This is a genomic window from Geminicoccus sp., from assembly GCF_035556675.1.
Classification (GTDB): Bacteria; Pseudomonadota; Alphaproteobacteria; order Geminicoccales; family Geminicoccaceae; genus Geminicoccus.
The window spans coordinates 1-12,976 of sequence record NZ_DATMFZ010000246.1 but is presented as its reverse complement, the minus strand read 5'-3'; the positions used below and the strand labels follow the sequence as shown (position 1 = coordinate 12,976).

At 67.0% G+C, this 12,976-nt stretch carries 12 protein-coding genes and 1 tRNA gene; 10 read left to right on the top strand and 3 right to left on the bottom strand.

All coding sequences use genetic code 11. The features are described from left to right. The first annotated feature begins 418 nt into the window (after positions 1-418). Positions 419-494: transfer RNA gene (locus tag VNS22_RS17385), tRNA-Phe, on the top strand. 794 nt (positions 495-1,288) lie between these two features. On the opposite strand, the gene VNS22_RS17380 is transcribed toward VNS22_RS17385, so the two are convergent. Further along, positions 1,289-1,549, bottom strand: coding sequence for a hypothetical protein (locus VNS22_RS17380; protein ID WP_325734623.1), 261 nt, complete (start codon positions 1,547-1,549; stop codon positions 1,289-1,291). Between the two features lie 92 nt (positions 1,550-1,641). After that, positions 1,642-2,094: an MgtC/SapB family protein gene (locus tag VNS22_RS17375; protein ID WP_325734621.1), complete on the bottom strand. Its 453-nt coding sequence runs from the start codon at positions 2,092-2,094 to the stop codon at positions 1,642-1,644. A gap of 212 nt (positions 2,095-2,306) precedes the next feature. Here VNS22_RS17375 and VNS22_RS17370 point away from each other — a divergent pair, with 212 nt between their 5' ends. The 4 genes from VNS22_RS17370 to VNS22_RS17355 all read left to right on the top strand — a co-directional run bounded on the left by VNS22_RS17370 (position 2,307) and on the right by VNS22_RS17355 (position 6,222). Further along, a complete protein-coding gene (locus VNS22_RS17370; protein WP_325734619.1) occupies positions 2,307-3,668 on the top strand; it encodes a sugar ABC transporter substrate-binding protein in 1,362 nt (453 codons plus the stop codon). A gap of 70 nt (positions 3,669-3,738) precedes the next feature. Further along, entirely contained in the window at positions 3,739-4,611 is an 873-nt protein-coding gene (locus VNS22_RS17365) for a sugar ABC transporter permease (RefSeq protein ID WP_325734617.1), read from the top strand. Then, complete coding sequence (locus tag VNS22_RS17360) at positions 4,604-5,422, top strand: carbohydrate ABC transporter permease (RefSeq protein ID WP_325734614.1); 819 nt, start codon at positions 4,604-4,606, stop codon at positions 5,420-5,422. The genes VNS22_RS17365 and VNS22_RS17360 overlap by 8 nt, the downstream gene beginning before the upstream one ends. A gap of 44 nt (positions 5,423-5,466) precedes the next feature. Beyond that, positions 5,467-6,222, top strand: coding sequence for an SDR family NAD(P)-dependent oxidoreductase (locus tag VNS22_RS17355; RefSeq protein WP_325734612.1), 756 nt, complete (start codon positions 5,467-5,469; stop codon positions 6,220-6,222). A gap of 40 nt (positions 6,223-6,262) precedes the next feature. On the opposite strand, the gene VNS22_RS17350 is transcribed toward VNS22_RS17355, so the two are convergent. Beyond that, positions 6,263-7,303: a LacI family DNA-binding transcriptional regulator gene (locus VNS22_RS17350; RefSeq protein WP_325734610.1), complete on the bottom strand. Its 1,041-nt coding sequence runs from the start codon at positions 7,301-7,303 to the stop codon at positions 6,263-6,265. A 323-nt stretch (positions 7,304-7,626) separates the two neighbouring features. Here VNS22_RS17350 and VNS22_RS17345 point away from each other — a divergent pair, with 323 nt between their 5' ends. The 5 genes from VNS22_RS17345 to VNS22_RS17325 all read left to right on the top strand — a co-directional run. Then, positions 7,627-9,042, top strand: coding sequence for a hypothetical protein (locus VNS22_RS17345; protein ID WP_325734608.1), 1,416 nt, complete (start codon positions 7,627-7,629; stop codon positions 9,040-9,042). A 3-nt stretch (positions 9,043-9,045) separates the two neighbouring features. Beyond that, on the top strand, positions 9,046-9,741 hold the full coding sequence (locus tag VNS22_RS17340; protein ID WP_191061749.1) for a class II aldolase/adducin family protein: 696 nt from the start codon (positions 9,046-9,048) through the stop codon (positions 9,739-9,741). Between the two features lie 176 nt (positions 9,742-9,917). Beyond that, entirely contained in the window at positions 9,918-12,335 is a 2,418-nt protein-coding gene (locus tag VNS22_RS17335; protein WP_325734605.1) for a S8 family serine peptidase, read from the top strand. A 181-nt stretch (positions 12,336-12,516) separates the two neighbouring features. Next, positions 12,517-12,657: a hypothetical protein gene (locus tag VNS22_RS17330; RefSeq protein WP_325734603.1), complete on the top strand. Its 141-nt coding sequence runs from the start codon at positions 12,517-12,519 to the stop codon at positions 12,655-12,657. A gap of 27 nt (positions 12,658-12,684) precedes the next feature. After that, positions 12,685-12,976, top strand: a 292-nt coding sequence (locus VNS22_RS17325) for a hypothetical protein (RefSeq protein WP_325734601.1), incomplete at its 3' end; no start/stop codon positions are given.

Genomic DNA, 12,976 nt, shown 5'->3' with positions numbered 1-12,976 from the left:
AACGCATGTCAGCCTCCCCAGCAAACATGACTTTTCCTAGAACGAATCCGAGGTGCCGCGAAGCTGTCGTAGCGGTCCGTCGAGGAGAAACCGGGGTCGCTGCCCCCATCCGCCCCGCTCGACATGGCGTGACCCCAAGCGGGCGCTGCGTAGCAGGTAGGTGACATCCACGGGATGTCGGTCGACGGGATCGATGCGCTGGTCGACGTCCGACGAGATCCGACTGCCGGTGTACCCGGCTGCTGGCCTAGCCGCGTGGATGGGCGCCAGCCAATCGGGCGCGCGGCCGACCAGAGCACTCTTCCGGCTGCCCGTTCGGTGCCGGTGAGCCCGCTCGACGTCGCAGCTGGGCCAGCACCCAACGGGAAGGCTTGCCAGCGACGCCGACCGTCGCTAACAACCCGCCACCGACGCGGGCGCCCAGGTAGCTCAGTTGGTAGAGCAGCGGACTGAAAATCCGCGTGTCGGCGGTTCAAATCCGTCCCTGGGCACCATTCCTTCAAGCTTGGCAGCATCAAAAGGCTCGGACGAGTTGGCAAACTCGGTAGCCGATGCCAGCACCTGTGCACGGTCGCTGCTGGCTGGTGAAGGGCCTGATGTCCAACTGCAAGGTAGCGCTGCTCGTCGGGGATGCGGCGACGGTGGCGGTCAGAGGTGGTCTGGCTGCCCGGAGCCGCAGCAATACGTGGTTCAGCAGGGCCGCCGGCAGGCGACGCTGCCATCCCGGGTCAACGGTCGCTCTGTCGTCTTGCCGAGTTGCCCGGCGGCGTGCCGGCCACGGCGACGTGACATCGACCGGGGGCAGTTGGCAGCTGGTATGCGTGCTTGGTGGCAGCGAAGCAGGAACTGGCGCTGGACGATGAAGCTTTCGCCTCGCCACCGCTTCCCTGCGGCAGAACATGACTGGGTGAAGGGCGAGCTCTGATCGGAGCAGCCCGCGTCAGCCTTCTCACCGGCTCTGCGGCCAGCACACGAGCATGATCGCCTATGCCGCCAATCAGACCGCCAATCAGGTGGACAAGGATTTGACATCCGGGGTGGCGCGAGCCCTACCAGCCTGCGCAGGGTCGAGCGGCTGGCCAGCCGGGAGTGGCGCCAAAAGCGAGCCTTCCTGGCTCATGAAGGCGGCCGCAGCAGTGCACCATCCTCCGCCTTCACCGCTACGCAAGCGTCCGGAGAGACACCACGAGTCCGCAAAAGCCAGCGTGTCGCGGCAGAGTGCGGATCGCCCGCCTGCTGGGTGAAAATGGCACCAGGCAGGCAAGGCGGGATGAGATCAGGGCGTGGCTCAGTCGCCGAACACATGGCGGTGGAGTGCCTGCTCCTGGCGCACCGTCAGATCGATCCGGTCGCGCCGGATGCCGCCCAGCAGGACATAGGCGGCGATCGCTGCGGCCAGGGCCAGCAGGACCGTGCCACCGCTGCCGAGGATCGCGGCGGCAACCAGCAGGGTCGTCAGCCCCGGTCGCTCCCGGGCTTCGGTAATGATCCGGCTGCACATCCCGGCGAGCGCGCGGAGCAACGTTTCCAGCATATCCGTCAGGAACATCGTCCATCCCCCAAAATATGAACGAACAGTAACATTTTGCGGGGGATGAGTCAATGTTCGCAGCGCTTCCGCGAGCTGGTGTCCCGCCCGGCTCAGTCCTCGTCGACCTTGGCGCTGCCCGGGATGAAGCGGGCCAGGACGCGTACCAGGGTCACGATCACCAGGCCCAGCGCCAGGCCCACCAGCACCAGCCGGTACTGGCCGGCACCCGCCGCGATCCCGAGTGCTGCCGCCAGCCAGAGATTGGCCGCGGAGGTCAGGTTGTGGACGCTGGTCTTGGAGACGAAGACGGCACCGGCCGCCACGAAGCCGATCGCCTGCGCCAGTCCCTGCACGGCGCGCAGTGGATCGATGGTGGCGCCCGTCTCACCGCGCAGCTCGATGAACAGCAGCAGGCTCGAGATCATGATCAGTGCGGAACTCATCGCGACCAGCGCATGGGTGCGGATGCCGGCGGAGATCCCGCGCAGTTCCCGGTCCAGGCCCAGCAGCAGACCGGCACCGGTGGCCAGCCCCATTCGGGTGGCGATCTCTTCGAGTTCCACGGTTCGCTTCGCTCCCGGCTGGTGACGGCGGCCGATGGCCCGCCCCCCGATGCAGCGGCATATCTCTTCAGTTGGCCGCTTGTCAGCGGCGGGCGGATCCGTAAAGTCCGATGTAACGATTCACAGGGAGAAGCTTCCGCTTCGCGCTGCTCCGGCAGAGACCGGCCGGACGATCGCAGCCTTGAGCAACGAGATCAGAGGAGGCGACAGCAATGAAACGCAGGACCGCGCTCTTGATGGCCGGCACCATCATGGCGACATGGCCGATGCTCGGCCGCCCGGGCCGGGCGCAGGACAGCCAGATCGACTGGGCGAGCGAGCTCGGCAAGCATGACGGGGCCACGCTGCGGATCCTGATGATCCAGGATCCCTGGGTCAGCGGGTTCGAGCAGCTCAACCCGATCTTCGAGCGGCTCACCGGTGCCAAGGTCACGATCGACGCGTTCAGCTACGACCAGACCCATGAGAAGGAGGTGCTGGAAGGCACCTCGCAGAGCAGCCAGTACGACATCATCGTGCTGGATTCGCCATGGGTCGGCGAGTTCTGGAGCGGCGAGTTCGTCGAGGACCTCAAGCCCTATATCGAGAAGACCAAGCCGGAAGTGATCGCCTGGGACGACTTCGTCCCGGCCTTCCAGACCGTCGCCGAATGGGAGGACACCATCGTGGGCGTGCCGTTCGGCGCGTATTTCATGATGATGCACTACCGCAAGGACCTGTTCGAGAAGGCCGGGCTGCAGCCGCCGAAGACCATCGACGACTACAAGGCGGCGGCCAAGCACTTCACCGGCAACCCGGACTTCCCGGGCATGTACGGTACTGCGCTGAACAATGCGCGCGGTTCGGCGATCGGTCAGTCCTTCTTCGAATGGATCTACAATTTCGGCGGCAAGCCGTTCGCCAATACCGTTCCCGGCAACGAGGACCCCTATGGCGACATGACCCCGCAGTTCGACAAGCCGGAAGCCAAGCAGGTCTTCGAGTTCTTCAAGGAAATGCTGCAGTACCAGCCGCCCGGTGCGGAATCGATCGACTGGGAGCAGCGTGCCGCCACCTTCACCACCGGCAAGACCGCGATGATCACCGCCTGGTCGGTGCGCACGCCGGGCTTCTACGACCCCAGCCAGAGCCAGATCGCCGACAAGGTCGGCACCTCGGTGTTCCCCCATGTCGAGGGAACCGACGGGGTTCCGCCGCTGGGCGGCTGGGTAATGGGCATCAACGCCCATAGCGGGCAGAAGGACCTCGCCTGGGACTACATCAAGTGGTTCACCTCCAAGGAGGTGCACAAGCAGTTCGTGCTGCTGGGCGGCCCACCCAGCCGGATCTCCGCGATCGAGGACCCGGAGATCCGGGCGAAGATGCCCTGGGTCGAGACGATCGCCGAGACGCAGAAGCACGTCTATGCCGAGTGCCGGCCGCGCATCCCGGAATCCTTCGAGATCATCGACACGGTCGGCCTGCAGTTCTCCCGCGCCCTGCAGAACCAGGTGACGGTCGACGAGGCCCTGGCCGAACTGCAGACCAGCATCGCCGACCTGATGGTCAAAGGCGGCTACACCGTCCAGCAATAGGACCCAGCACTAGGGCATTGGCAGGGCCGGGCGGCAATGCCCGGCCTCCTTCTCGCCAAGGAATCCGACGGTGGTCAGCCGAACCACGAAGCTGCTGTTCATCGGCCCGGGCGTCGCCTATCTCGCCATCATCGGGCTGTTTCCGTTCTTCTACTCGCTCTACCTGAGCACGACGTCGCTGAACCTGACCCGGCCACGGCGCAGCCAGTTCGTCGGGATCGACAACTACGTCCAGCTCGTCACCGATCCCTTGTTCCAAAAAGCGATCCTGAACACCGCCATCTTGGCCGTGGGCTCGATCGCGCTGGAGATCGTGATCGGCTTTCTCATCGCCAAGATCTTCTACGAGATCGCGCACCTGCGCACGGTCAACTGGCTGCGCACCCTGTTCATCCTGCCGATGATGGTCACGCCGGTGATCACCGGCCTGATGTTCACCTACATCCTCAATCCCACGCTCGGCGTCGCCAACGTGCTGCTGCGCATGGTGGGGCTGCCCGAATCCGGATGGTTCGGCTCGGTCGACGTGGCCCTGCTCTCGGTGATCATGGTCAATGTCTGGCAGTGGACGCCGTTCCTGATGCTGATCATGCTGGCCGGCCTCATGTCGGTGCCGCGCGAGCTCTACGAGGCGAGCGCTCTGGACGGCGCACACTGGTACCAGCAGTCCTGGCACATCGAGCTACCGGCCCTGCGCGACGTGCTGCTGGTCGGCGCCATCATCCGGCTGATCGACAATCTGCGCTTCTTCGACGTGGTCTACATCGCCACGCGCGGGGGGCCGGGCGATGCCACCGAGGTGATCAGCATGTTCGCCTACCGCCAGTCCTTCCAGTTCTTCAACATGGGCTATGGCTCGGCGGCCGCGGTGCTGATCCTGTTCATCACCCTGTTCGTGACCACCCTCGCCATGCGCTACCTGCGGAGGGTCGAGAATGGCTAGCTCGCGCCGCAGTCGCCTGCTTCTCTACATCGCGGCGCTGGTACTGACCCTCGTCAACCTCGCCCCAATCATCTGGATAGCGCTGACGGCGTTCAAGAACCGGGCACAGATCTACCAGATCCCGCCGGTCTGGATCCCGGACTTCACCTATCTCGACAACTTCGTCACCGTCATCCAGGGCTACTGGCCGTTCCTGCTGAACTCGGTGGTGATCACGCTATGCAGCACCGCGCTGTGCCTGCTGATCGCCATTCCCTGCGCCTTCGGCCTGACCCTGTTCACCTTCAAGGGCCGCGAGGACCTGAAGATGTGGGTGCTCAGCAACCGGATGATGCCGCCGATCGCGGCCGCCGTGCCCCTCTATCTGGCGATGCGCGGGATCGGCCTGCTCGACACCTGGACCGGCATGGTCCTGATCTATACCGGCTTCAACCTGCCGTTCGCGATCTGGATGGCCATGTCCTTCTTCCGCAACGCGCCGGCCGAGGTGCTGGAGGCGGCCAGGATCGACGGCTGCAACTGGCTGCAGGTGCTGGTCAAGGTGATGGTGCCGATGGCGGCGGGCGGGCTGATGACGGTGGCGGTGTTCGTGTTCCTGTTCGCCTGGAACGAGCTGCTGATCGCGCTGTTCCTGACCAATCGCAACGCCCGCACCTTCCCGGTGATCCTCACCTCCTTCTCCGGCCAGGCACAGACCGTCTGGGAGCAGATGGCGGCTGCCTCCATCATCCAGCTGGTGCCGCCGGTGATCCTCACCTTCTTCGTGCAGCGCCACATCGTGGCCGGGATGACCATGGGGGCGGTGAAGTGACGGCGGCAGCGGGTGGAACCAAGGAAGGAAGGGAGCAGGTCGCGATGGACAACAAGGTCGCCATGGTCACCGGGGCCAGCCGCGGGATCGGCCGCAGCATCGCCCTGGCGCTGGCCAAGGACGGGTTCGATCTGGTGCTGAACGACATCGATCGGCAAGCCAATACCCTGGACGAGGTCGCAGCCCTGATCGAGGCGGAGGGCCGGCGCAGCCTGATCACCGTCGCCGATGTCCGTGACAAGGCCGCCATCCAGGGCATCGTGCGCACGGCGGCGGCGCGGATGGGACGGATCGACGTCCTGGTCAACAATGCCGGGATCCTCACCAGCGCCCGGATCGAGGAGCTGACCGAGGAGCAGTGGGACGAGGTGTTCGCCGTCAATGCCAAGGGCGTGTTCCTGGTCACCCAGGCGGTGCTGCCCTACATGCGCGAGCAGGGCTACGGGCGGATCGTCAACATCGCCTCGGTGGGCGGCAAGCGCGGCGCACCTGGCCAGGCCCATTACTGTGCCTCCAAGGCCGCCGTGCTCGAGTTCACCCGGGTGCTGGCCATGGAGCTGGAAGACAGCGGCATCACCGCCAACTCGGTGTGCCCCGGCATCATCATGACCGAGATGGGCAAGGCGAACCTGCCCGATCAGGCGAGCATCGACAAATGGGCGGCCGTCACCGCGCAGCGCCGGATCGGCTATCCCGACGACGTGGCGGGTGCCGTGTGCTTCCTCGCTTCCGACGCCGCTGCCTTCATCACCGGCCAGTCGCTCAACGTGTGCGGCGGGCTGATCTTCGATGGCGGCTGAGAGCCCGCCCAGCGAGAGGATGGTGGCCTGACGCCGTCCGTCAGGCGAGTGCCGGTGCCGACGCGGTCGAGGCCCGCCATTCCAAGGTGCAGGCGAGCTGGATCCTGGACGGCGGCGACTGGTCGCCCTGGATGCGCTGGAGCATGCGCGCCCAGGCGTGACGGGCCATCTCCTCGATCGGCTGGCGCACGGCACTGATCGGCGGGCGGAGGACCTGCATCCACTCATGATCGTCGAAGCCCAGCATCGACACGTCCTCCGGCATGCGCAGGCCGCGCTCGCCCAGTTCCTGGACCGCCGCCAGCGTGGCGACATCGGACAGGGCGAATACCGCGGTGGGCAGCGGGTCGCGCTGAAGCTGCTTGCGCAGGGCCTTGCCAATCGCCTGGAGATCGCCGCCCCCGCACAGCACCCCGCAGCTGTCGCACAGGCCCGCCGCGGCGATCGCGGTCTCGAACCCGGAGATGCGTTCGCGCATGTTCGGAATGGTGCGGCTGGAGCCCACCGCCAGGATCCGCCGGTGGCCGAGCTCGATCAGCCGGCGCGTGGCCATCAGCGTGGCTTCCAGGTTGTTGACACCGACCGAATCCAGGTCGGCCGCCTCGCTGGTCCGGTCGACGATCACCGTCCGGATGCCCTGGGCGCGGATCAGCTGGTGCGACGGGAAGCGATGGTCGACCGGTGCCATGATCATGCCGGCGAGACGCCAGGCCAGCATCGCCTGAACCCGGCTCACCTCCTGCTCGGCATCCTCGTTGGCGCTGCCGACCAGGAGCTGGTAGCCGCCCGCATGGGCCAGCCCTTCCAGGCGCGTCGCCAGCGTTGCCAGGAATGGGCTCATCAGCGAGGGCAGGACCAGCCCCACCACCGAGGTCTGCCGGCGCCTGAGCGTCGAGGCGACCTGGTCGCGTTGGTAGCCCAGTTCCTCCATCACCCGCCGCACCCGCGCCACCAGCTCCGGTGCCACGCTGGTCCGGCCGTTCAGCACATTGGACACGGTCGCGATCGACACACCGGCGGCGTTGGCGACATGCCGGATGGTGACGCGCGACCCTGCGACATTCGCCTGACGTTCGGCCAAGAACTGTCCTGCCACGTGTTCCGTTTCATGAACGGAACGAGCATCCCAGTGCCGGCCGCTCCCTGTCAACTGCCACTGCCGCCGATCGCGCTTGCCATTCGTTTGAGCCGACGTATACGAAACCGCGTGAAAGGTTTTACGCACCGGTACCGCCGCATCGCCCGAGTCATGGCCCGGAACGGCCGGACCGACGGCGGCATGGGCGATCGGCCGGCCCCGGCCGCCGCCGACAGTTGCCGGCACCATCGCGCCTGTGGAGGAGACTTGCTCGTCGTGCCGCTTCTGCCTGCCCTGCCCGGCGGCCCGACCGGGGAGGCTCGCCCATGACCACCGCCGTCCTCGACATCGGCAAGACCAACCTCAAGATCCATCTCCTGGACGACGACGGCACGCTCCTGGCCGAGCGCAGCCGGCCGAACCAGTCCCTGCCGGGCCCGCCCTGGCGCCACTACGACCTGGCGGCGATCGAAGCCTGGCTGCTGGCGACCCTGGCGGAGCTCGGCCGCAGCCATCGTCTCGACGCGTTCGTTGCCGCCTGCCATGGCTCGGGCGGCGTGCTGGTCGACGAGCAGGGACCGCTGCTGCCCCCGATCGACTACGAGAACCCGGTACCACCGGCGGTGGCGGCGGAATATCGCGGGCTGGTGCCGCCCTTCCCCATGTGCAGCGCGCCGATCCAGACCCAGGCTGGGCACTTCGCCCAGCAGCTCCTGATGATGCAGCGCGGCTTTCCCGAGACCTTCGCCAGGGCCCGCCACTTCCTCCCCCTGCCGCAGTACTGGGCCTGGCGGCTGACCGGCCGCGCGGTGCTGGAGCCCACCATGCTGGGTGCCCAGTCCCAGCTCGTGAATCCGCTGGACGGCAGCTCCACCGGCATTGCCGAGAAGCTCGGCTGGCAGCACCTGCTGTCGGAGCTGGTCCCCCCTTTCCAGCGCGTGGGCCAGCCCAGGCCGGGCCTCGGCCTGCCGCCGGACATGGCGGTGCTGGCCGGCATCCACGACAGCACCGCCAACCTCCATTGCTACCAGGCGGCCGGCCTCACCGACTTCACACTCCTGTCGACCGGGACCTGGCTGGTCGGCATGTGCCCGACCACGCCGGTCGAGGCACTGGACGCCGCGTTCGGAATGACCGTCACCAGCGATGCCGACGGCCGCCCGATCGCGGGCGTACTGACCATGGCGGGCCGGGAATATGCCGCGATCACCGGCAACGCCCCCGGCCGGGCCAGCGCTGCGGCGGTGGCCGAGGCGATCGCCTGCGACAGCCAGGTGCTGCCGGGCTTCGTCGACTATGACGGGGCTTTTCCGGGCAGTGCCGGGCGGGGCCGGCTGGTGGGCGAGCCCGCCGGCCAGGATGGCCGGATCGCGCTCGCGACCCTCTACAACGCGCTGGTCGCCGACATCTGCCTGGACCTGATGCGCAGCCAGGCCAGCGTCGTGATCGATGGCGGCTTCACCGCCGATCCGATGTTCGCCCGGCTGGTGGCGGCATTGCGCCCGGGCCAGAGGGTGCTGGTCAACCGGCGAGGCGGCGGGACCGCCGCGGGTGCCGCCCTGCTCTGGACGCACCGCAACCTGGGCCTGCCGGTGCGCCTCGACATCGAGCCCGCGGAGCCCATCGAGTTCGAGGGCCTGACGGGATATCGTGCCCGGTGGCGCCGGGCCGTGCGCCGGCATATCCAGCGGCCGCTGCCGCCATCCTGCAGCGGCCTCGCATCGACCGCAGACGAGGAGTAGATCGTGAGTGAGATCGGTCACCAGGACATCCGCCAGAAGATCATCGCGACCTGCCTGGAGATGACCCGGCAGGGCATCAACCAGGGCACGGCCGGCAACGTCTCCTACCGGATCGAGGACGGGCTGCTGATCACGCCGACCAGCCTGCCCTACGAGGTGATGACCCCGGAGGACATCGTCCACCTGAAGTGGGACGGCAGCTATACCGGCCGCCACCGTCCCTCCTCGGAATGGCGCTTCCACCGCGACATCCTGAAGAACCGTGAGGACGTGAACGTCGTCCTGCACAACCACGCCACCTACACGACCGTGCTGGCGACCCATGAGCGCGGCATCCCGCCCTTCCACTACATGACGGCGGTGGCCGGCGGCCACGACATCCGGGTCAGCAAGTACGCGACCTTCGGCACCCAGGAGCTGTCCGACGAGATCCTGGTGGCGCTGAAAGACCGCTATGCCTGCATCATGGGCCACCATGGCATGCTGACCACCGGCAAGAGCCTGGACAAGGCGCTGGCGCTGGCGATCGAGGTCGAGACGCTGGCCAAGATGTATGTCCATGCCCTGGCGATAGGCGAGCCGCCGCATCTGCCGGCGGAGGAGATGGACCGGGTGATCGAGCAGATGCGCCGGATGTCCTACGGCAATGCGCCGGACCTGGACCATGTGAAGGACACGCCGAAGTCCGCGGCCGCCTGACCGCCAGCCGCTCCCTTGCAAGGGCCGCCCTTCGGAAGACGGGCGGCCCTTTTCTGTTGCACCAGCCGCTCCTCCGGATTTCTCCGCTGATCCGGATTGCCACTTCAGCGACCCTCAGATTATCTGCCGATCTACCGGGAACATGTAAATCATATGAACAGTCTGACAGAGGCAGGATGGTCGAGTCGGCAAAGCCCAATGATCCGTTGTTCGATGATCAGTGGCATCTCCTGAACAGCGGCCAGGATGGCGGAACGGCCGGCATCGATGTCCGGGTCCTGCCGGCATGGGCGGACTACAGCGGCAAGGGCGTCCGGATCGCGATCTTCGACAAGGGCGTGGAGGGTAGCCATCCGGACCTCGCCGCAAACTTCGATACCGAGGACGGCTACGATACCGCGTCCGGCAAGGTCGGCCCCGGCCTGCCGGTACTGGAAGGCGACAACCATGGCACCGTCGTGGCGGGCTTTGCCGCCGAGGTAGGCAATAACGGCATCGGCGGGATCGGGGTTGCCCACGGCGCCACGATCGTCGCCTACCGCATGCCGCTCGGCGGTGACGACGCCGATCCCGATAGCGAGAACGAGGACGACGAGCCCATCGGTTTCGAGCAGCAGTTCCTGCAGGGCGTCGACATCTCCAACAACTCCTGGGGCGGACTGCTGATGAGCCCCCAGGATCCGGACAATGCCGCAATCATCGACCGGTTGGCCACCGAGGGACGGGGTGGCCTGGGCACCGTCATCGTGTTCGCGGCCGGCAACGAGCGCTACAGCGGCGTGCTGGCGAACGGCGAGGACGACCAGTCGGACCCTCACGTCATCTCGGTGGGAGCGATCGACCGGGACGGGCGGGCAACCTGGTTCACCAACCCCGGCGCCGGCATCCTGGTGATGGCGCCGGGCCAGGACGTGCTCTCCACTGATCGGATGCCGCCACACGGCCTGGATCCCGACAGCGACTATGCGGTCGACAGCGGTACCTCCTTCGCGGCGCCGATCGTGAGCGGCGTAGCGGCGCTGATGCTGGAGGCCAACCCGCTGCTGGGCGCGCGCGACGTCCAGCAGATCCTGGCCGCATCCGCCTGGAAGCCGGAGGGTGCCGACAGCTGGATGCAGTCGGCCGACAGGATCCTCGAGGTGATGGGTCCACATGTCGAAGGAATGACCGCCGAGGATGCGGCGCTGCTGGTGCGGCCATGGGACTGGCAGACCAATGGTGCCGCGCACTGGAACGGCGGCGGCTACCATGTCAGCCATGATTACGGCCTGGGCCTGGTGGACGCCCATGCCGCGGTCCGGTTCGCGGAAACCTGGCGACAGGACGTCCAGACCTTCGCCAACGACCAGGAACTGTCGTTCAGCGACTCCACAGCCCGGTCACTCGCGGCCAGTGCCACCGCCGGCTACGACATCAGCTTCGCCGATGCCGGGGGTGTCACCTTCGAGCATCTTACCCTGCATGTCGACCTGGCTGCGGATCCCGACCTGACCCTGCGCGACGTGTTGCTGATCTACCAGGATCTCGACATCCGGCTGACCTCGCCCGGCGGCACGGTCAGCTATCTGCACACCGGCTTCGATGCCGATCTCTGGTACGGGTTCAACAGCGGGACGGACCTCGACAGCGCGCTGGGCGAGGGTCTCCGGCTCGACCTCGGCACCACCCAGCACTGGGGCGAGGCGGCAGACGGCGTCTGGCGGGTGGACATCACCAACCGGGGCACGACCGGCTCGGTCATCGAGCTGGAAGGGATCAGGCTGGAGGCGCAGGGCAGCACCGGCAACGACGACCAGTATCTGTTCACCGACGAATACGGGCAGGTCGCGGCGGCGGATCCGTCGCGCCAGGTGCTGGCGGATCGCAATGGCGGCCAGGACACCGTGAACTTCGCGCCGCTCACTTCGGACCTGGTGATCCGGCTGGACGGCACGGCCGGTCAGGTGGGCGACACGCCCTGGCGACTGGCCGCGAACGTGCGGATTGAGCATGCGGTTGGTGGCGATGGCGCCGACCGGATCCACGGCAATGACGAGAACAACTGGCTGCGCGGCATGCGCGGCGACGACATGCTGTTTGGCGGCTCCGGCAACGACCGGCTGGAGGGAGGTGCGGGCAACGATCGGCTGGAGGGCGGCCCCGGGAGCGACCGCCTGTTCGGCGGCGAGGACGACGACATCCTCCAGGGCGGCGACGATGGCAGCCTGCTTTCCGGCGGGCGCGGCGACGATGTGGTGCTGGGCGGTAGTGGCGACGATGAACTCTACGGCTTTGCCGGGCAGGACCGGCTGCAAGGCGGGCTCGGCGACGACCTGCTGGATGGCGGCAAGGGCGACGATGTCATCTTCGGCGATGATGGCGATGACCTGATCATCGTGAACTACGGGGACGACCGGATCGATGGCGGCAGCGGCACCGACACACTGGCGGCCGGTGCGAGCTTCTCCGGCTACCGGCTGGAAGGGACCGCGGCCGAAGGCAGCCTGACGGACCTTGGCACCGGCGACCGCAGCAGTTTCACCTCGATCGAGCTCCTGCGCTTTGCCGACCAGACGCTCGGCTGGAACGGCTCGGCCTGGGACCGGGTGGCCTGAGTCTCCCCTGGGCGCATTGCCTCCGGCGGCCGCCGCATCTGCCGGCGGAGCAGATGGACCGCGTGATCGAGCAGATGCACCGGATACCCAACGCAAGGCACTGGACCTGGACCATGTGAAGGACACGCCGCATGCGGTCTGATCGAGAAGTGCCCGCCCCGCTGGCGGCTCGCGGGTACCGTTGCGAGGCAGCGGTTTCGGCCGGCAGGTTTCGGGCTGGCTGCAATGGCACAATGGCGACCAGGAAATCGAGAGCTGGCAGATGGGCCGGCTGATCGACGAGCAGCCAATGGGCGGCGGGGTAGGCCCCGAGCTGGGCTAAGCCCTCGCGCTCATGGGCGGGCTGGGCGTGATCGGCGCTGCCGACCTTCCTCCTGACATGGCACTGGAACTCGGTACCGCCTACGTGATGGACGTCACCAGCCCTGGCGGGAACAACGCCACGATGCGCACGGCTGAACGCCTCGCCCATGCATCGGACCGGGCCGGCTCCGAACGTGGCGACCATGTGCCCGCGCAGCCAGCCCGACCTGCAGGCACCATGGCGAGCGAGGCCTATCGCTTCACCTGTCCCTCCGGACAGACGCACGAGATCGTGGTGCCCTATCTGGACTTGGCGAAGCTGGCGGTGAAGAAGTCCT